At 43.1% G+C, this 20,130-nt stretch carries 19 protein-coding genes and 1 pseudogene; all 20 read left to right on the top strand.

Annotated features, from left to right (window positions below; genetic code table 11):
• Positions 1-106 precede the first annotated feature (106 nt).
• The 20 genes and pseudogenes from rimP (at position 107) to I6N90_RS02010 (ending at position 20,051) form a co-directional block, all read left to right on the top strand.
• On the top strand, positions 107-568 hold the full coding sequence (rimP, locus tag I6N90_RS02105; protein WP_197933853.1) for a ribosome maturation factor RimP: 462 nt from the start codon (positions 107-109) through the stop codon (positions 566-568).
• A gap of 36 nt (positions 569-604) precedes the next feature.
• The gene (gene nusA / locus I6N90_RS02100) at positions 605-1,702 is read left to right on the top strand and encodes a transcription termination factor NusA (RefSeq protein ID WP_197933852.1); all 1,098 of its coding nucleotides are present in this window, start codon (positions 605-607) and stop codon (positions 1,700-1,702) included.
• Between the two features lie 39 nt (positions 1,703-1,741).
• Complete coding sequence (rnpM, locus tag I6N90_RS02095) at positions 1,742-2,053, top strand: RNase P modulator RnpM (protein ID WP_197933851.1); 312 nt, start codon at positions 1,742-1,744, stop codon at positions 2,051-2,053.
• A complete protein-coding gene (locus I6N90_RS02090; RefSeq protein ID WP_197933850.1) occupies positions 2,043-2,396 on the top strand; it encodes a L7Ae/L30e/S12e/Gadd45 family ribosomal protein in 354 nt (117 codons plus the stop codon). The genes rnpM and I6N90_RS02090 overlap by 11 nt, the downstream gene beginning before the upstream one ends.
• Entirely contained in the window at positions 2,365-5,112 is a 2,748-nt protein-coding gene (gene infB / locus I6N90_RS02085; protein ID WP_197933849.1) for a translation initiation factor IF-2, read from the top strand. The genes I6N90_RS02090 and infB overlap by 32 nt, the downstream gene beginning before the upstream one ends.
• A gap of 7 nt (positions 5,113-5,119) precedes the next feature.
• Positions 5,120-5,476, top strand: coding sequence for a 30S ribosome-binding factor RbfA (rbfA, locus tag I6N90_RS02080; protein ID WP_197933848.1), 357 nt, complete (start codon positions 5,120-5,122; stop codon positions 5,474-5,476).
• A gap of 17 nt (positions 5,477-5,493) precedes the next feature.
• Positions 5,494-6,462 carry a DHH family phosphoesterase gene (locus I6N90_RS02075; protein WP_197934767.1) on the top strand — a complete coding sequence of 323 codons (969 nt, stop codon included), beginning with the start codon at positions 5,494-5,496 and terminating at the stop codon, positions 6,460-6,462.
• Positions 6,463-6,465: 3 nt separating this feature from the next.
• Positions 6,466-7,377, top strand: a complete 912-nt coding sequence (truB, locus tag I6N90_RS02070; RefSeq protein ID WP_197933847.1) for a tRNA pseudouridine(55) synthase TruB — start codon at positions 6,466-6,468, stop codon at positions 7,375-7,377.
• Positions 7,378-7,408: 31 nt separating this feature from the next.
• On the top strand, positions 7,409-8,365 hold the full coding sequence (locus I6N90_RS02065; protein ID WP_332262379.1) for a bifunctional riboflavin kinase/FAD synthetase: 957 nt from the start codon (positions 7,409-7,411) through the stop codon (positions 8,363-8,365).
• Between the two features lie 192 nt (positions 8,366-8,557).
• The gene (gene rpsO, locus I6N90_RS02060) at positions 8,558-8,827 is read left to right on the top strand and encodes a 30S ribosomal protein S15 (protein WP_197933845.1); all 270 of its coding nucleotides are present in this window, start codon (positions 8,558-8,560) and stop codon (positions 8,825-8,827) included.
• Positions 8,828-8,925: 98 nt separating this feature from the next.
• Positions 8,926-11,028 (top strand): polyribonucleotide nucleotidyltransferase, encoded by a 2,103-nt coding sequence (pnp, locus tag I6N90_RS02055; RefSeq protein ID WP_197933844.1) that lies wholly within the window; start codon positions 8,926-8,928, stop codon positions 11,026-11,028.
• A gap of 167 nt (positions 11,029-11,195) precedes the next feature.
• Positions 11,196-12,203: a polysaccharide deacetylase family protein gene (locus tag I6N90_RS02050; RefSeq protein WP_197933843.1), complete on the top strand. Its 1,008-nt coding sequence runs from the start codon at positions 11,196-11,198 to the stop codon at positions 12,201-12,203.
• Between the two features lie 39 nt (positions 12,204-12,242).
• Positions 12,243-13,508, top strand: coding sequence for a M16 family metallopeptidase (locus I6N90_RS02045; protein WP_197933842.1), 1,266 nt, complete (start codon positions 12,243-12,245; stop codon positions 13,506-13,508).
• Positions 13,489-13,935, top strand: coding sequence for a dUTP diphosphatase (gene dut / locus I6N90_RS02040; protein WP_269669412.1), 447 nt, complete (start codon positions 13,489-13,491; stop codon positions 13,933-13,935). The genes I6N90_RS02045 and dut overlap by 20 nt, the downstream gene beginning before the upstream one ends.
• 114 nt (positions 13,936-14,049) lie before the next feature.
• Positions 14,050-14,949, top strand: coding sequence for a dipicolinate synthase subunit DpsA (gene dpsA / locus I6N90_RS02035; protein ID WP_197933840.1), 900 nt, complete (start codon positions 14,050-14,052; stop codon positions 14,947-14,949).
• Positions 14,946-15,536: a dipicolinate synthase subunit B gene (locus I6N90_RS02030; protein ID WP_197933839.1), complete on the top strand. Its 591-nt coding sequence runs from the start codon at positions 14,946-14,948 to the stop codon at positions 15,534-15,536. Before dpsA ends, I6N90_RS02030 begins: the two co-directional genes overlap by 4 nt.
• Positions 15,537-15,549: 13 nt before the next feature.
• Positions 15,550-15,792, top strand: a pseudogene (locus I6N90_RS02025) (Asd/ArgC dimerization domain-containing protein); the annotation flags it as partial.
• Between the two features lie 59 nt (positions 15,793-15,851).
• Positions 15,852-17,066: an aspartate kinase gene (dapG, locus tag I6N90_RS02020; protein WP_197933838.1), complete on the top strand. Its 1,215-nt coding sequence runs from the start codon at positions 15,852-15,854 to the stop codon at positions 17,064-17,066.
• Positions 17,067-17,182: 116 nt separating this feature from the next.
• Positions 17,183-18,058, top strand: a complete 876-nt coding sequence (dapA, locus tag I6N90_RS02015) for a 4-hydroxy-tetrahydrodipicolinate synthase (protein ID WP_197933837.1) — start codon at positions 17,183-17,185, stop codon at positions 18,056-18,058.
• A 313-nt stretch (positions 18,059-18,371) separates the two neighbouring features.
• Positions 18,372-20,051, top strand: coding sequence for a ribonuclease J (locus I6N90_RS02010; protein ID WP_197933836.1), 1,680 nt, complete (start codon positions 18,372-18,374; stop codon positions 20,049-20,051).
• Positions 20,052-20,130: the final 79 nt, after the last annotated feature.

The raw sequence follows: 20,130 nt of genomic DNA, 5'->3' as shown, positions 1-20,130 counted from the left end.
ATGATGAAGATGAAATCTTTAATGCAGAAGAGTGGGGAAACCCACTCTTTACGTTTTGTATTCGGCAATAAGACATTGCGCTACGATAACAGGAGGTAAACCTAATTTGAGCACATCCAATATCAAATCCGCTATTGAGGCTATGATAAATCCCTTCCTCAATGACAATGGCTTTGAACTGGTCGATATTGAATATATCAAGGAAGGCAGTAATTGGTTTCTACGCATTTTCGTAGATAAGGAAGGCGGTATTGATATCGATGATTGCAAACGAGTGAGTGAATTCGTAAGCGAAGAGCTCGATAGCAATGATCCGATTACTGGCGCCTATTTCCTTGAGGTGTCCTCACCAGGTGCAGAAAGACCGCTAAAGAAGCCTGATGATGTGCGGAAAGCGATTGGCAAGCATGTATTCATAACGACATATGAGCCATTCGACGGATCCAAAGAGTTCGAAGGCATGCTATTGGCGTTCGACGGTGAGAACGCTACTGTTCGCGTAGGCAAAAGTGAACATGTAATTCCTTACGATAAAGTAGCAAGCGCGCGTTTGGCTATCGTATTTTAAATTTGCTTAACTAATGAAAGGGGGAACTTCGTTCCAATGAGTATGGATTTTATTGAAGCCTTGCTGGAAATCGAGAGAGATAAAGGAATTGCTAAAGAAGTGCTTCTAGATGCTATTGAAGCAGCTCTTATCTCCAGCTACAAACGTAATTTCAACACCGCTCAAAATGTCAGAGTCGACATTAACCGCCATAATGGAGTAATTAAAGTTTATGCCCGTAAAGTGGTAGTTGATGAAGTACTTGATTCGCGATTGGAGATTACAGTAGAGGCTTCTCGTGAGCTAAACCCGCATTACCAACTTGATGATGTTGCTGAGATCGAAGTAACGCCAAGAGACTTTGGGCGTATTGCTGCTCAAACTGCAAAACAAGTTGTAACACAGCGTATTCGTGAAGCTGAGCGCGGATTAATTTATAATGCGTTTATCGATAAGGAAGAAGATATCGTAAACGGAATCGTGCAGCGTCAAGACGTTCGTAACCTGTTCGTGGATCTTGGTAAAGTGGAAGCCGTACTCCCGCTTACTGAGCTTATGCCAACGGACAAGTTTAAACATGGTGACCGGGTGAAATCATTTATTACAAAGGTGGAAAACACGACAAAAGGTCCTCAGATTATATTGTCGCGTACACATCCTGGTTTACTTAAACGTCTATTCGAACTTGAGGTGCCTGAAATTTATGATGGCGTCGTAGAGATTCGTTCTGTTGCTCGTGAAGCGGGCTTCCGCTCTAAAATTGCTGTGCATTCTCGCAATGAGGAAGTAGATCCAGTTGGATCTTGTGTAGGCCAAAAGGGACTACGTGTACAAACAATTGTAAATGAGCTAAAAGGCGAAAAAATCGATATCGTACGTTGGTCTGAAAACGTAGAGGAATATGTTGCAAATGCACTTAGTCCTTCGAAGGTTCTTGAAGTTATCGTGTTTGAACAAGAGAAAATGGCTCGTGTAATCGTTCCTGATTACCAGCTTTCACTTGCAATTGGTATTAAAGGTCAGAATGCTCGTTTGGCTGCAAAGCTTACAGGTTGGAAGATCGATATCAAGAGCGAAGCTCAAGCAGAACAGGAATACGGTCGTCCGAAATCCGCAGCGGGAACGATGCATCAGGATTCCGTTTCCATCGATTAGTACGAGGACGACATTACATGCGGCAGAGGAGGGTGTACGGTGAAACCGAGAAAAGTACCGCTTCGCAAATGCGTCGCTTGCCAGGAAATGATGCCGAAGAAGGAACTTATTCGGATCGTGCGCACACCGGCCGATGAGGTCGGGATCGATCTATCTGGTAAAAAGGCGGGACGTGGCGCATATTTATGCGGCAAAGTGAGTTGTTTCAAACTCGCAAAAAAAACAAAAGCGCTTGATCGGGCTTTAAAACAGCCTGTCGGCGAGCATATATATGATCAGTTAGAAAAAGAATTTGTAGCGGTTGAAGATCAATTCATCGCAGCCAAGGAGCTGACGCAGGATGAAACCTAACAAGACGCTATCGCAACTTGGTATGGCTATGCGTGCGGGAAAGCTTATAACGGGTGACGAGATTGTTTTGAAAGCTGTTAGATCTAAGAAGGTTTATCTGGTGATTATTGCCAATGATGCTTCTGATAATACGAAGAAGAAATTTAGAGACAAATGCAACACCTACGGAATACAACTCGCCGAAGCATTCGACCGAGAGCAGCTAGGAAAGGCGATTGGCAAGTCCGAACGCGTTGTGCTTGCGGTAACAGATATGCACTTCGGAAAAATGATTAGAAGTAATCTGAGCCAAAATACGGAGGTGGATCCTATTGAGCAACAAACAGGAGAGCAAAGACAATAAAGATAAGCTTCGCGTTTATGAGTATGCAAAGAACCTCAATATGAGCAGCAAAGAAATTATTACGATTCTTAAACGGTTAAGTTTGCCTGTCAATAACCATATGAGCGTCATGGAGAATGAAATGGTTCATAAGGTAGAGGGATTCTTCCGGGACATTAAAGCAAATGCTGCGGCTAAACGAGCGCAGGAGAGTAGCGGTGCATCTGTATCGTCAGCTCCGCAAGCGGCAACTCGTCCGCCTGCACCTAAGCAACAACAAGCAACATCGAACATAACTCAAGATAGACAGGGGACAATGAATTCCATTAATACGAAAACTCCACAATCAGAGCAACAAGGCGAACAAAAACCAGCACAGTCACCAACGCCAGCATCAACACCATCTGCAGCAACAACACCGTCTGCAGCAACTACATCACAATCAACTCGTCCAGCTAGCCAAGGCCAAGGCAATCGTCCTTCCGGTCAAGGTCAGGGCAACCGCCCAACTGGTCAAGGCAACCGTCCTTCTGGCGGTCAAGGCAATCGTCCATCTGGCCAAGGTGGTAGCCGTCCAGGCGGTTCTTCATCAACTGGCGGTAGCAGTCGTCCAGCTGGCTCATCATCAACTGGCGGCAGTCGTCCAGGTGGCTTCTCACAAGGTGGCGGTAGCAGACCTTCTGGTGGCCAAGGTCAAGGCGGTGGCGGCAACCGTGGTGGTCAAGGTGGACCAGGCGCACGTCCGGCACCAGCAGCTCAAGGTCAAAGCCGTAGCTTTGAATCAAGAGCAACAACTCCACGTACAGGTTCAGATGATAGAAACGCAGCTAACAAAAATGGCCGTAACAATCAAGGCAGCCAGAAGCGTTTTGAAGATGGACGTCCTGGTGGCGGCTATAAAGGCAACAATAATAACCGTGGCGGTAAAGGTCGCAATGGTAAATACCAACAAAACAATCAACCTCCTCGTGAGAAAATCGACAACACGCCTAAGAAAATTATCGTTCGCGGTACTTTGACGGTTGGAGAACTTGCGAAGTTGCTTCATAAAGATGCTTCTGAAGTTATTAAAAAGCTTCTATTCCTAGGCGTAATGGCAACAATCAATCAAGAAATTGATATGGATGCAATTATGTTACTAGCAGGCGATTATGGCGTAGAAGTAGAAGTGAAAATTCCAGTTGAAGAAGATACCTTCGAAAATGTGGAAGAAACAGATGAGGAAGAAAACTTGAGCGTTCGTCCTCCAGTTGTTACGATTATGGGTCACGTCGATCATGGTAAAACAACATTGCTTGATGCTATTCGTCAAACGAATGTAACAGGCGGAGAAGCAGGCGGAATTACGCAACATATCGGTGCGTACCAAGTTGAAATCAACGGTAAAAAGATTACTTTCCTTGATACACCTGGTCACGAAGCGTTTACACTTATGCGTGCTCGTGGTGCTCAAGTTACGGATATTACAATTATCGTTGTTGCTGCTGATGACGGCATTATGCCACAAACAGTAGAAGCAATCGCCCATGCAAAAGCTGCAGGCGTACCAATCATTGTTGCTGTCAACAAAATTGATAAGCCAGCTGCTGATGTTGATAAAATTAAGCAAGAAATGACTTCGTATGAGCTAGTTCCGGAAGAGTGGGGCGGAGATACAATCTTCGTTGAAGTGTCCGCTAAGCAACGTATCGGTCTTGAAGGCTTGTTAGAAATGATTCTTCTTGTTTCTGAAGTAAACGAGTTCAAAGCGAACGCAAACAAACGTGCTAGAGCGACAGTAATTGAAGCAGAACTTGATAAAGGTAAAGGTCCAGTTGCACGTATTCTCGTTCAACACGGAACGCTTAAAGTCGGGGATGCATTCGTTGCAGGTAATTGCTTCGGTCGTGTAAGAGCGATGGTTAACGATCGTGGTCGTCGTATGAAAGAAGCAGGACCTTCAACTCCAGTTGAAATTACTGGTTTGACTGAAGTTCCACAAGCTGGAGATCCATTTATGGTGTTTGAAGACGAGCGTAAAGCACGTGCAATTGCAGATCGTCGTTCCATTAAACATCGTCAATCTGAGATTGGTGCCAATACACGCGTTACTTTGGAAGATCTCTTTACTCACATCAAAGATGGCGAAGTAAAAGAATTGAACGTTATTATCAAATCGGACGTTCAAGGTTCATCTGAAGCACTTAAAGGTTCATTGGCTAAAATCGAAGTTGAAGGCGTACGCGTGAAAATTATTCATAGCGGCGTTGGTGCAATTACTGAGTCGGATATCATTCTTGCATCCGCATCGAATGCAATCGTTATCGGATTTAACGTTCGTCCTGACCCTCAAGCTGAAGCAACAATCGGCCAAGAGAAAGTAGACGTTCGTATGCATCGCGTCATCTATAACGTAATCGATGAGATTGAACAAGCGATGAAAGGTATGCTTGATCCAATCTTCAAAGAAGTTGTTATCGGTCACGCTGAAGTTCGTAACGTATTTAAAGTTACGAAAGTTGGAGCGATTGCAGGTAGCATGATTACAGACGGTAAAATTACTCGTGCAGCAGAAGCTCGTGTAGTTCGTAGCGGCATCGTAGTTTATACTGGTAAAATTGAGTCCTTGAAACGCTTTAAGGATGATGCTAAAGAAGTTTCCCAAGGTTACGAGTGTGGTATAACACTTGATCGCTTTAGCGATATTAAAGAGGGAGATATTATCGAAGCGTTCATCATGGAGACGGTAGAGAGGTGAATATAGTATGGCGAAGATTCGTGTAGGAAGAGTAAGTGAACAAATCAAAAAAGAACTTAGCCAAATCATTCAGTTGGAGCTTAAAGATCCAAGAATGGGCTTTATTACCGTAACAGGTGTAGAGACGACAAGTGATTTAGCACAAGCAAAAGTTTATTTGAGTGTTCTTGGCAGCGACGAGCAGAAGGAAGCAACGCTTAAAGGGCTTTCTAGCGCTAATGGATTCCTTCGTTCCGAGCTAGGCAAACGTATGAAACTGCGTCACACACCAGTACTAATTTTCAAGTTTGACAGCAGCATTGAGTACGGTAGCCGAATTGAGTCACTGATCGGCGAAATTAATAGCAAGGATGACGTCAAGTGACGGCGCAAGACAATTATATGAGGCAACTAGATGAGGCATTGGACTTTATGAAGAACAATGCCTCATTCCTCGTTGTATCTCATGTACAGCCGGATGGGGATGCAATAAGCTCAACTGTGGTCGTAAGTTGGCTACTTGAGCAACTGGGGAAAAAGTCAGTGCTCGTGAACGAAAGCGAACTGCCTTCCAGATTAGGCTACTTGAATCACTTTGACCGTATCATATCCTTTAAAAGCGGACAGCCCGAACTTACGTTTGATGCTGTTATTGCGATCGATTGCGCGGATTTCCGAAGAATCGGTGAAGTTTCAGCGGTTTTTCCAACTGACTGCAAATTACTTAATATCGATCACCATCCGACGAATAACGGATTTGGCACCGTGAACGTGATTCGGCCAGATGCAGCCGCTACAGTAGAAATATTGTATGACTTGATCGAAAGAGCTGGACTCGTGCCAGATCTTGATTGCGCGACTGCTATCTACACCGGTTTATTAACGGACACTGGTGGCTTCAGATATTCCAACACTAGTCCAAGAGTGATGCAGATTGCTTCGAGCTTACTAACTATAGGTGTTTCAGGCCACAAACTTGCCGATATTTTGCTAGAGAAGATGACCTTTGCGAAACTTAAACTTTTGCAAATGGCACTTAGCAGATTAACCTTTAGTGATAATTTGGAAATTGGCTGGTTATATATCGGAAAAGACGATATTAAGGATTGTGCTGCAGTTCCAGATGACTTGGAAGGAATCGTTAATTACGCTCTTAATGTCGATGGCGTTGAAGTCGGTATTTTGTTTAAAGAAGCCGGTGATGGCGCTATAAAAGCCAGCTTGCGTTCTGCAGGCAAGGCAGATGTAGCAGCTATTGCTCAATCTTTTGGCGGTGGTGGTCATGTACGTGCAGCAGGTTGCAGGTTAGATGGTCCATTACCGGAAGCGATGAAAGTTATGGTTGAAGCAGTTAGAAAGGCGTTGGTTTAACAGATGGACGGTATTTTGGCAGTTTGGAAGCCGGCAGGCTGGACTTCCCATGATGTAGTAGCAAAAGTAAGACGGTTGCTTAAGATGAAGCGAATCGGTCATGCTGGAACGCTTGATCCTATGGTAACTGGAGTGCTTCCTCTATGTTTGGGAAGGTCAACTCGGGTTGTCGAATATGTTCAGGAGCGGCCAAAAGCTTATGAAGCTGTTTTAAAGCTTGGCATTGCTACAGATACAGAAGATATGTCTGGAGAGATCATCGAACGTAAGTCTGTTGGTTCGATAACAGAAGCGGATATCGAGTCTGCTCTTAATCGTTTTGCTGGGGAGATCGATCAAATTCCTCCCATGTTTTCAGCTCTAAAAGTTGACGGCAAGCGGTTGTATGAGTTGGCGCGTGAAGGTAAGACAGTTGAACGAAAATCTAGAACGGTTACGATATATGACATTAAGCTGATTAAAGTTGATCTTGAGCTTGATGAACCGGAAATTACATTTTCTGCAGTATGCTCCAAAGGAACATATATCCGAACGTTATGTGTTGATATAGGAAAAGCACTTGGTCTTCCTGCAACGATGGCTAAGCTGACTCGTACGATGTCTGGCGGCATTGAGGCAGAGAGTTGTCTAACGCTCGAGCAGATTGAAGCTCTCCTTCAGGAAGGTAAGCTTGAAGAACATTTGATTGCCGCTGATGAAGCCATTACTCATATCGATAAAGCGCAAGTTTCTCTATCTACGGCTGTTCAGGTTCTTCGTGGACAGAAGGTGCCGCTATCTCAAGTTATACCTGAGACAGGTGAGTGGAAACCGAACGGTTTGTTGCGCGTTTATGATACTTCTAATCTTTTTCTTGGCATATTCCAGTCAAATGTTGAAGGCATGTTGTTAAAGCCGGTCAAAGTATTTAACTAAAGCAATTTAAAGTTTATCTAGAAATGCAGGTGTGTCAGCGGTGGAAATTATTCCTTTATCTTATCCTTTAACGAATGCAACAATGTTATCACAAGGCAAGCCGATATCCATTGCGATCGGTCACTTTGACGGCGTGCACAGAGGACATCAGAACGTCGTGAACGAAGCAATATCTGTTGCTAAAAACACGGACATGCTCTCTGCAGTATTGACCTTTGCCCCACATCCTAAGGAAGTGCTTGGACATGGCGATCAATATTATAGCTGTCTTACTCCTCTTCAGATAAAAACGGATTTGTTTGCTAAACTAGGTGTTGATCTAGTATTCGTAATGCAATTCGATTTAACGTTTGCGGCAATGTCGCCATCCCAGTTCGTAAATGAAGTACTTCGTCCACTAGGTGTACGTCATGCAGTTATTGGCTTTGACTTTACTTTTGGAAGCAAAGGCTCAGGCAATGCAGGAGATCTTCGTGAGCTTGGCAAGCCAGACATCGAAGTATCGATCGTAGAGCCTTTGTTCGAAGAAGGAACGAAAGTAAGCAGCACATACACAAGAGAAACGCTTGAACAAGGCGATCTTGCAACGACTACTTCATTGCTTGGACGACCTTATGAAGTAATCGGAACGGTGGTTCATGGAGATGGCCGGGGCAGAACGATTGGTTTTCCGACGGCTAACCTTGAACTTCATGATCGTTATGTTTCTCCTAGGCTAGGTGTTTATGCGGTAATTGCTTGGATTGATGGAGTTGCTCATGGTGGCGTCTTGAACCACGGTATGAAACCAACCTTCAACAAACAAGATGTTAAACCAGTAATGGAAGCTCATCTTTTCAATTTCGACGAGGATATATATGGAAAGGAAATGAAAGTTCAATTTCTATCCTTTATCCGCGCAGAGAAGAAGTTTAGCTCCATAACAGATTTAATTGCACAAATTGCCGCTGATTCACAAACGGCAAAAGATTTACTTAACGATCTATAGGTCCACAACGACAGCGTAAAGTTGTCCTTCTCGACAATGGGCTTCATTTATGCTATACTATAAAACGTTGTGATGGCCCGCTTCTTTCTATGAGAGAAGAGGTACTATCTCAAACTTAACCTTAGCTTGGTTGTTCGATCCGAGTATCGGCTTCGAGGCTAACGGCGATTATAATGAAGGAGTTGGATAACAATGGCAATTACTCAAGAACGTAAACATGAACTAATCGACACTCACAAAACTCACGCAAGTGACACGGGGTCTCCTGAAGTTCAAGTTGCTATCCTTACGGAAAACATCGTTAACTTGACTCAACATCTACGGGAGCACAAGAAAGATCACCATTCCCGTCGTGGTTTGCTCAAGATGGTCGGTCAACGCCGTAAGCTACTTGCTTACTTGAAAAACAAAGACGTTAGACGTTACAGCGCATTGATCGAAAAACTCGGCCTACGCCGTTAAACATGCGTAATGAAAAGCAACCTGATGATCTCACCATCCGGAGGAACTGGATAGGGGGATTCGGGTTGCTTTTTGTAATAGGAAAAGGAGGGACTTAAATGATTCAACGTATTGAAATGACGTTAGGCGGCAGACCACTTATCATTGAAACAGGTCGTCTAGCTAAACAAGCGAACGCGTCTGTAACAGTTAGCTACGGCGAAACGGTTATACTCTGTACTGTAACTGCTTCAAAGGGTCCTAAAGATTTGGATTTCTTCCCGCTTACAGTGAACTATGAAGAGCGTTTGTACGCAGTTGGTAAAATTCCTGGCGGCTTCATTAAGCGTGAAGGAAGACCAAGTGAAAAGGCTATTTTGTCCAGTCGACTTACTGATAGACCGATTCGTCCATTGTTCCCGGAAGGTTTCCGTAACGATGTTCAAATCGCTAATATCGTAATGAGCGTGGATCAAGATTGTTCACCTGAAATTGCAGCAATGATCGGTACATCTGCTGCACTTACGATTTCAGATGTACCTTTTAGCGGACCAATTGGTGGAGTAATTGTTGGTCGTGTTAATGGCGAGTTCGTAATCAACCCAACGGTTGAGCAAGAACAAGCAACTGATATTTTCGTTGTTGTTTCTGGTACAAAAGATGCCATTATGATGGTTGAAGCAGAGGCTAACGAAGTATCTGAAGCTGTTATGCTAGAAGCAATTATGTTCGGTCATGATGCAATTAAAGGCATCGTAACTAAGATTGAAGAGCTTCAAGCTGTAGCAGGTAAAGAGAAGATGGAAGTTAAGCTACATACTGTAAACGAAGTGGTTAATGCAGACGTTCGTGCTTTTGCATCCGCTCGATTGGTAGAAGCTATTAAAACTCAGGAAAAGCATGCACGTCAAGAAGCTATTGATGCTGTGAACAGTGACGCTGTTGCACATTTCGAAGAGCAATATGCGGAAACTCCAGAACTGTTAAGCGACGTGAAGGAAGTGTTGTACGATATCGTGAAGGAAGAGGTTCGTCGCCTTATTTCACATGATAAAGTACGTCCTGATGGACGAGCTTTGGAAGAGATTCGTGCAATTGATTGTGATGTTTCGCTTTTGCCGCGTACTCACGGTTCAGGTCTATTTACACGTGGTCAAACACAAGCACTAAGCATCTGTACACTTGGAGCTATGGGCGATGTTCAAATTTTGGATGGCATTTCGCCTGAAGAAACGAAACGTTTTATGCACCATTACAATTTCCCTCCATTCAGCGTTGGTGAAGCACGTCCACTACGTCCACCAGGCCGCAGAGAAATTGGTCACGGAGCATTGGGAGAGCGCGCACTATCGAAAGTTATTCCTTCGGAAGCTGATTTCCCATACACGATTCGCTTAGTTTCAGAAGTTCTTGAATCAAACGGTTCTTCATCACAAGCGAGTATTTGTGCAAGTACTCTAGCTATGATGGACGCAGGTGTTCCGATCAAAGCACCAGTTGCAGGTATTGCTATGGGATTGATCAAAGACGGCGACCACTTCGCAATTTTGTCCGATATTCAAGGTATGGAAGATCATCTTGGCGATATGGACTTTAAAGTTGCTGGAACTGCTGAAGGTGTAACTGCAATTCAAATGGACATCAAAATTGCAGGTATTAACCGTGCGATTTTGGAGCAATCTTTGGAGCAAGCTCGTCAAGGACGTTTGCATATCTTAGGTAAGATGAATGAGATTATTTCAACGCCACGTACGAACCTTTCTAAATATGCACCTAAAATTTTAACTCTTCGCATCAATCCGGACAAAATCCGTGACGTTATTGGCGCAGGCGGCAAAATTATTAACAAAATCATCGAGGAAACTGGCGTAAAAATCGATATCGAGCAAGATGGTATGGTATTTATCGCATCTTCCAATGAAGAGATGAACCAAAAAGCAAAAGCGATTATCGAAGGCATCGTGAAAGAAGTTGTCATCGGTGAGATCTACCTTGGTACGGTAAAACGGATTGAGAAGTTCGGTTGTTTCGTAGAAATATTGCCAAACAAAGATGGTCTAGTTCATATTTCACAACTATCTTCGGATCGTGTTGCTAAATGTGAAGATGTCGTAAAAATTGGTGATCAAATTACGGTTAAAGTAACGGAAATCGATCAGCAAGGCAGAATTAATTTGTCGCGCAAAGTACTTCTTACTCCGGACGTTCCTGCACAATCGTAACAAGTAATACCGACAAATTTAAGCATTACCAAAGAGTCAGAGTTTATCTGTCTCTTTTTTGTTTTGTAGCGACATAATGTTGTCCATCCTAACATACATTGCTTCATAAGCGCATATTGACAAGCCTTTTTGTATGTCATGCGACTTGGCGATCTGGGGTGGAACATATGAAGTTTAGAAAAGCAACTGCAATTGCCGCGACAATGTTAATGTTGTTTGTTTTTGTAAAAATGAATGGTGATGTAAGCAGTTTTATTGCGACTGTAAAAACGGAAGATGCAACTGCTGTATTTAGCAGTTCACAAACGTTAACGGACGAAGAAAAGAAACAACTTTACAATGCTATCGTTGTTGAAGCTGAATCTAAGACAATACCTCCAGTCGATGCTAAAATTGATCGGGTATGGAGGGCGATACCTGGTTATAACGGGTTAGTTGTTGATATTGAAAAGACGTACGAGACTGCTCTTCGATCTCCTAGAGATGATGCGATACCATTTCGATATAAAGAAATTAAACCGCATATCAGTTTGAATGAACTCGGCCCTCAGCCAATATATCGAGGAAATCCGAATAAAGCTATGATCTCTCTTATGATTAATGTTGCTTGGGGCAATGAATATATTGAACCCATATTAGAAACATTGGAGAGCAAAGGGGTCAAGGCAACATTTTTCCTTGATGGAAGTTGGCTCAAAAAAAATGTAGATATGGCTAAAAAGATACAAGATGCAGGTCATGAATTGTCCAATCATGCTTACTCTCATCCTGACATGAAAAACTTAGGAAGAGCGGAGCAATATAACCAGATTGCAAAAACAGAAGATCTGTTGAAGCAGTTGTTAAATGTTGAAAATAAATGGTTTGCTCCACCCTCGGGTTCATTCAACGAATCAACCGTACAAATTGCCAGAGAGCAAGGTTTGCAGACTGTATTATGGACGATTGATACGGTTGATTGGAGAAAACCTCCCGCTGCTGCTGTTATTCGGAAAATAAATGCAAATCTAACACCAGGAGCGCTCATCCTTATGCATCCAACGGCTACGACACGCGATGCATTAGCTGGAATAATCGACAGTGCAAAAGCAAAAGGTTACGCTATCGGGACGGTTAGCGAGACGCTTTCGTCTGATCGTATACTGCCGAGTGTTGAGGGAGCAAACGTATTCTGATATAGTGATATCATTCATGTTTAATTAGGAGGACGCTTGGTGAACAAATATACACTTAGTAATGGGTTGCGCGTCGTCGTCGAATATATTCCAACAGTTCGTTCTGTTTCATTCGGCATTTGGGTAAAAACGGGCTCACGTAATGAGACGAAAGACAACAACGGCATTTCCCATTTCATCGAACATATGTTGTTTAAAGGAACAGAAAAGCGGACGGCTAAAGATATAGCTGATTTGTTTGATGGGATCGGTGGTAATGTTAATGCTTTTACTGCGAAGGAATATACGTGTTATTTTGCAAAAGTGCTTGATGAGCATTTGCCACTTGCTGTTGATGCGCTCTCTGATATGTTCTTTAACTCACAATTCGATGAGGCAGAGTTAGCAAAAGAAAAAAATGTAATCCTCGAAGAGATAGCTATGTACGAGGATACGCCAGATGATAAAGTACATGATGAGTCTTCACGAGCTTCATTCGGAGATCATCCGCTCGCCTATTCGATATTAGGTTTGAAGGATCGTTTAGCTGAAATGACTGGAGATACATTAAAAAACTACATGAAGGAACGTTATACTATCGAAAACACGGTCGTTAGCGTTGCAGGGAATGTAGAGGAATCGGGCATATTGGAGTTGCTTGAAACCTACTTCGGAGGTTTTGCGCTTCATTCAGAACCACAACTAATTGAAACCCCAACGTTCAAAGGGGATTATATATTTTATAAGAAGAAAACGGAACAAAACCATATTTGTCTCACATTCCCTGGCTGCTCCAATAAAGACCCTCAACTTTATGCGATGATTTTGCTCAATAACGCATTAGGTGGTGGTATGAGTTCGCGGTTGTTCCAAGAGATTAGGGAGAAAAGAGGGCTTGCTTACTCCGTGTATTCTTATCACATGGGTTATGCAGACTCTGGTTTGTTTACGATTTATGCGGGAACAGCACCAAAACAAACAAAAGACGTAATGGATCTAACAATGGAGCAACTTCATGAACTGTCAGTGAAGGGGCTTGGTGCGGATGAATTGCATCGCGGGAAAGAACAACTAAAAGGTTCACTTATTTTGAGCTTGGAAAGCACGAGCAGCAGGATGAATCGTATCGGCAAAAATGAATTAATGATCGGACGTCATTACACGCTAGACGAACTGCTTAAACGGATCGATAGTGTAGAAATGGACGACATCGTTGAAGTGACTAAACGTTTGTTAGCTGTGCCTTTTGCAGTGGCTATGGTTGGCTCCACAGATAAAGATGCAGCAGGACTTAGGAGGAATCAATTTGTACCAGGTATTGTTTAAGAGATTAGAAGGTAATGAAGATATTGCAATTCCACGCAAAATGTCAGAGTGGGCAGCTGGCTTTGATCTTCAAGCAGCCCTTGCTGAACCTGTTGTACTTGAGCCTGGCGCGCGAACACTAATTCCTACAGGGTTCGCAATGGCTATGCCAAGCCAGCTTGAAGCTCAAATTCGACCTAGAAGTGGTTTAGCTTACAAGCATGGAATAACTTGCCTCAACTCACCAGGAACAATTGACGCAGATTATCGTGGTGAAGTGAAGGTATTGCTAGTTAACTTAGGAGCAGAACCTTTTACAATTACTCGTGGAGAGCGAATTGCTCAAATGGTATTTCAACAAATTCCTATTGTTACAATTGAGGAAGCTGATGAGCTACCTGATACCGTTCGTGGTGCTGGTGGATTCGGGCATACTGGAGTTAAATAATGAAAATCGGGGCTCAAGCAGCCCCGATTTTTTTTGTGCATATAAATCCTCACCCCCCTTTGGGCGAAAGCATAAGATACGTTATATCTATTTGCCAGAAGGGAGAGATGCCTGATGTTAACAGGCGTTCAAGTGCTTCTGCTTGGTGGAGACGCGAGACAACTTGAGGTTATCAGGAAGCTTTGCGAGCTAGATGCAACTGTGACCGTATGTGGCTTTGATGGTCTTCATTCGTCTCTGGATGGCGCAATGCATGCAGAGTTTGATGAATCATTATTCGAATCTGTAGACGCTTTGCTGCTGCCAGCGGTCGGGACAGATGACCAAGGACTTATTCATACTGTTTTCAGCGACCGTGAGCTCAAGCTTACGGAGAAGCATGTGGCCGTTCTACCGCCGCACTGTACAATTTATACGGGAATGGCTAAACCTTATTTGCGTCAACTTTGCGAAGGGAGAAATCTTAAGCTAGTTGAGTTGTTTGATCGTGATGATGTAGCTATTTATAATTCGATTCCGACTGCAGAAGGCGCATTAATGATTGCCATTCAGAATACGGATATTACGATTCATGGATCTGAGTCGATGGTTCTTGGTTTCGGGAGAACAGGATTTACTATGGCTCGAGCACTTCAAGGTTTAGGGGCTAAAGTAAAGGTTGGAGTTAGGCGCTCTGAGCATTTTGCTAGAGCATCAGAGATGGGATTTGAGCCTTTTTACATCAGTGCTTTATTGCAAAATACAGGTAATATTGACTTGATTTTTAATACAATTCCGACTATGATAGTCACAGCGCAAATTATTGCCAATTTACCGTCACGGGCAGTCGTTATCGATCTTGCTTCGAGGCCTGGTGGAACGGATTTTCGTTTCGCTGAGAAACGTGGTATTAAGGCTATACTTGCTCCCGGACTCCCGGGTATCGTGGCACCGAAAACAGCTGGACGTATCATAGCGGAGTGCTTAAGTCAGTTGATTTTGGATGATACGATTAAGCGGGGGAATGGAATATGAATTGGAATGGAATTACGGTAGGTTATGCGTTGTCAGGTTCACACTGCACGTTTGCCGAGGTAATGCCGGAAATTAAGCGGTTTGTCGATGCAGGCGCAAATGTTGTGCCTATTGTATCGAATACGCTTATTACTACGGATACTCGATTTGGTACAGCGAAGGAATGGCAAGAGCAGTTAACCTCTATTACCGGAAATCAGATTATTTCCACAATTGTTCAGGCGGAGCCACTAGGGCCTTCGAAATTGCTTGATGTTCTGGTTATAGCACCGTGTACCGGTAATACGACTAGCCGATTGGCTAATGCAATTACCGACAGTGCCGTATTAATGGCAGCGAAGGCGCAAATGCGTAATAATCGACCTCTCGTGCTTGCCATTTCTACAAATGATGGTCTTGGGTTGAATGCCGCTAACATTGCGAAGTTATTAGTGGCTAAAAATATTTATTTTGTGCCTTACGGTCAAGATAATCCGATTCAAAAACCAAATTCTTTAGTTGCAAGAATGGATCTAGTCTTGGAAGCATGCGAAGCAGCTCTTCAAGGTAAACAGATTCAACCGCTACTTATCGAACGACACTCTTAAGGAAAACAACTATGAATCGCAAGATGTTAAGCAGCTGATAGCGGATGCTCTAGGCGTAATGCTAGTTGCTATTTCTGCGAACCAGCAATACCCGCTTGCTACTAAAGCAGCAGGGAAACCTGATGTTTTTGTCGGCCGATTAAGACGTGATCTCGGACATGAGTGCGGTCTTAACATGTGGATTGTTTCTGATAACCTGCTTAAAGGTGCAGCATGGAACGTCGTACAAATCGCAGAACATATCGCAAAAGGTTAATGAAAACATACAGGGTATAACGTTGCTCTCGTCTTCGGTAGATGATGGAGGCTAACGAAATGCGAATCCTTGTTCAGAAGTTTGGGGGAACATCTTTATCTTCCGAAAATGCTAGAGCACGCGCAATTCAACATATTAAAAGAGAAAGTGACAATGGATATTCTATTGTTGTCGTTGTCTCAGCAATGGGTCGCAAGGGTGAACCCTACGCGACGGACACTTTGCTTGGTCTTATTAGGGAAAATGGAAATGCGCTCCCTTTACGTGAAGTTGATATGTTGTTAGGCTGCGGAGAAATTATTTCCGCGGCCGCTTTTTGCAGTTTGCTAAATAGTGGGGGAATACCTTCTGTAGCTTTAACAGGTGGCGGAGCGGGTATTGTAACCGACGAACAATTTGGTAGTGCCAGAATTAAGAGAATTGAGCCAAATAGACTGGTGAAGTATCTTGAAGCTGGTTTGGTCGTCATAGTGACAGGTTTTCAAGGGATAACTTCACAAGGTGATGTTACTACACTTGGACGAGGAGGTAGTGACACAACCGCTACTGCACTTGGAGCAGCATTACATGCAGAAATGGTCGATATTTATACAGATGTAAGTGGAATATTGACTGCTGATCCACGTATCGTTGCAGAAGCAAAGCCGTTAGCTGTTGTAAGCTATGCTGAAATTTGTAATATGGCTAGGCAAGGTGCAAAAGTTATTCATCCTCGTGCAGTCGAGGTTGCACAGCAGGCGCGAATACCACTACGAGTTCGTTCCACTTTTTCAGATGATCCAGGAACGCTCGTTACAGACTTACCAACTGATCGTGCAGAACATAGCGTGCAGGATCGTCACGTAACCGGCATTGCCCATGTGGCAGGCGTTACACAAATATCTGTTGGTGCAATTGAAGGTCGAAATGACATGCAGCTACAGGTGTTCCAGACTATGGCGAAACATCATATCAGTGTTGATTTTATTAATGTCACACCAAGCAGCGCCTTATATACCGTATTTGACCAAGATGCCGAAAAAGCTCTGTATTTACTGAAGGAAAGCGGTTTTGCGCCTAATGCTGTCCAAGGATGCGCGAAAATTTCGATAATTGGCGGCGGGATGAATGGTGAGCCTGGTGTAATGGCACGAATTGTAGAAGCTTTAACGGAACAGGGAATTACTATTATGCAATCCGCTGATTCTAATACGACAATATGGGTTTTAGTGCTTGAATCAGATATGGTTTGTGCTCTTCGTGCTCTTCATGCGAAGTTCGATCTTCACCTCTAAATTAGATCCAGTGTACTCATTATAATAAGAGATTAATGATGTAGGTTTGCTTAGCAAACCTAAGCTAATGCTTACGATGCAGGTTTGTTGAACAAACCTTAGAGGAGGACGTCTAGATGGATTTCGGGAGATTGATAACCGCCATGGTGACCCCATTTGATGCGGATGGACAGATTGATTGGCTAACAGCAGGGAATCTTATTGATTATTTAATCGATGTACAGAAGGCGGATAGTTTAGTTGTCTCTGGAACAACAGGAGAATCTCCAACTTTATCAGAAGACGAAAAGCTTGCGTTGTTTCGATTTGTCGTAAAGCACTCAGCAGGCCGCTGTAAGGTTATTGCCGGAACGGGCTGCAATAATACAGCTCATACCATTCATCTAACGAAAGAAGCCGAAACGTGTGGAGTTGATGGGATTCTACTAGTTGCTCCGTACTACAACCGTCCGACACAGGAAGGTTTGTACCAACACTTTAAAGCGGTAGCGGAAGAAACTAAATTACCAATTATCTTATATAATGTTGAAGGTCGAACAGCTGTAAACTTATCTGTTGAAACGACATTAAAACTGGCAAAGATCGATAACATTGTAGCAACAAAAGATTGTGCAACTTTAGAACAACTTACTCTTATTATTAGCAGTGCTCCAGAAGGTTTCAACGTATATAGTGGTGATGATGCTGCAACATTACCTGCACTTGCAATTGGTGCATATGGTATCGTTAGCGTTGCCGGTCATATTATTGGTTCTGAAATGAAGGAATTAATCCATACTTATTTAAGCGGAAACGTAGTGGAAGCTTCCCGTATTAACAGCAAGCTCTTCCCGTACTTTAAAGGGTTATTTAATTGTCCTCATCCAGTACCAAATCCAGTAGCAGTGAAGTATGCACTAGGTTTGAAAGGTCTTCCAGTAGGTGGAGTAAGACTACCACTTGTTTCGGTAACTGAAACAGAAGCACAGTTTTTACGTGAACTTATATCATAATAATAACGAACATATCGCTATAAGCCGATGCGCACAGCATCGGTTTTATTTTTTTGGGAAGCCTATTCATAATTAGTTTCAATGGTTTCTCCTGTATTACTTGTATTCCAGCTTTTTCTTCATGTATAATGTACACAAGTGACTGGGTGCGGCAATTGTTTTTAAATGGGAAGTAACCGTCAGAGCGGCATCTGACGTTAACAACAATATGATTAACATTGTTTTTGTTTTGCCATAAAACAATATTCAGCATTGGGAAACATAATAAAATTATGAAAATGTATATAACATTTTGTAGGAGGTATAGATACACTTGTCTAAGAAGAACATCCAGGATAAGCTGCTCATCTTTGCACTAGGCGGAGTAGGCGAAATCGGAAAAAATATGTACGTTATTCAATACAACAATGATATTGTTGTCGTCGATTCAGGGCTTAAATTCCCAGAAGAGGATATGCTCGGTATCGATATCGTTATTCCAGATATTTCGTATTTAACAGAAAATCGCGACAAAGTTCGCGCAATTCTAATTACACATGGTCACGAAGATCACATCGGTGGATTGCCATACGTGCTAAAGCATCTTAATGTGCCTTTGTATGCTACAAAACTAACGATGGGATTAATCGAAGGTAAGCTGAAAGAGGCTGGATTGCTAGGTGAGACGAAGCGTATATTGATCAACGCTGATTCCGAAATCCAATTAGGCGCAATTCGTGCTAGCTTCTTTAAGACTAACCACAGTATTCCAGATTCGGTTGGTGTTAGTTTGGATACACCGGAAGGCGTCGTTGTACATACAGGCGACTTCAAATTCGATCACACTCCAGTGAACGAACAATTCGCTGATCTTCAACGTATTGCTCAAATTGGTAGCCGCGGAGTATTGGCACTATTGTCTGATAGTACAAATGCTGAACGCCCTGGCTATACGCCATCTGAGAGCAATGTTGGTGAAGAGCTTGAAGATATTTTCCGTAAAGCTACTCAACGTGTCGTTGTTGCAACATTTGCATCCAACGTACATCGTATTCAACAAATTATTAATGCAGCGATTGCTACAAAGCGTAAAATCGCAGTAGTAGGTCGCAGTATGGTTAATGTTGTTGGTATCGCTTCTGATCTTGGTTACTTGAACATACCAGAAGGTATGATTATAGAACCAGAAGAAGTTAACAAGCTTGCTGCTGATCGTGTCGTTATTTTATGTACAGGCAGTCAAGGGGAGCCTATGTCGGCGCTTACACGTATGGCTCGCTCAACGCATCGTAAAGTTGATATTTTGCCAGGGGATACGGTTATCATTGCCGCGACACCTATTCCAGGTAACGAACGATATGTTGGACGTACCGTTGATGAATTGTTCCGTTTAGGTGCACATGTTATTTATGGTCCAGGTTCCGTATCTGGCGTTCACGTATCAGGACATGGCAGCCAAGAAGAGCTTAAGCTTATGCTTAACCTTATCAAGCCTAAATACTTTATTCCTGTCCATGGTGAATACCGTATGCTTCGTCAACATGCGAAGCTTGGTGAAGCAATTGGCATGCCTCGTGAAAATATTTTCGTTATTGAAAACGGTGATACTGTCGAAATCCAAGATGGTAATGCTCGTAAAGGCTCCAAAGTACAAGCTGGCAATGTTCTAATTGACGGATTGGGTGTAGGAGATGTTGGTAATATCGTTCTTCGTGATCGTAAGTTGCTTTCTCAAGATGGCATCTTGGTCGTTGTTGTTACACTAAGCAAACAAGATGGAACTATTTTGTCAGGACCGGACATTATCTCTCGTGGATTCGTTTATGTTCGCGAATCAGAAGGCCTGCTTGACGAAGCAAATCGTATTGTAACATCGACACTTAACAGACTTATGAACGACAAGGTAAATGAGTGGGCATCCCTCAAAACAAATGTTAAGGATGCGCTTGGACGTTTCCTATATGAGCAAACACGTCGTCGCCCAATGATTTTGCCGATCATCATGGAGGTATAATCGACGCTACCCATCACGATAAAAAGCCGCGCTCTCGCACCCTAATTAGGGTGGAGAGGAGCGGCTTTTTTTACATTCT

It is taken from the genome of Paenibacillus sp. GSMTC-2017 (assembly GCF_016019935.1).
Classification (GTDB): Bacteria; Bacillota; Bacilli; order Paenibacillales; family Paenibacillaceae; genus Pristimantibacillus.
This window is presented reverse-complemented; position numbering and strand designations above follow the sequence as displayed.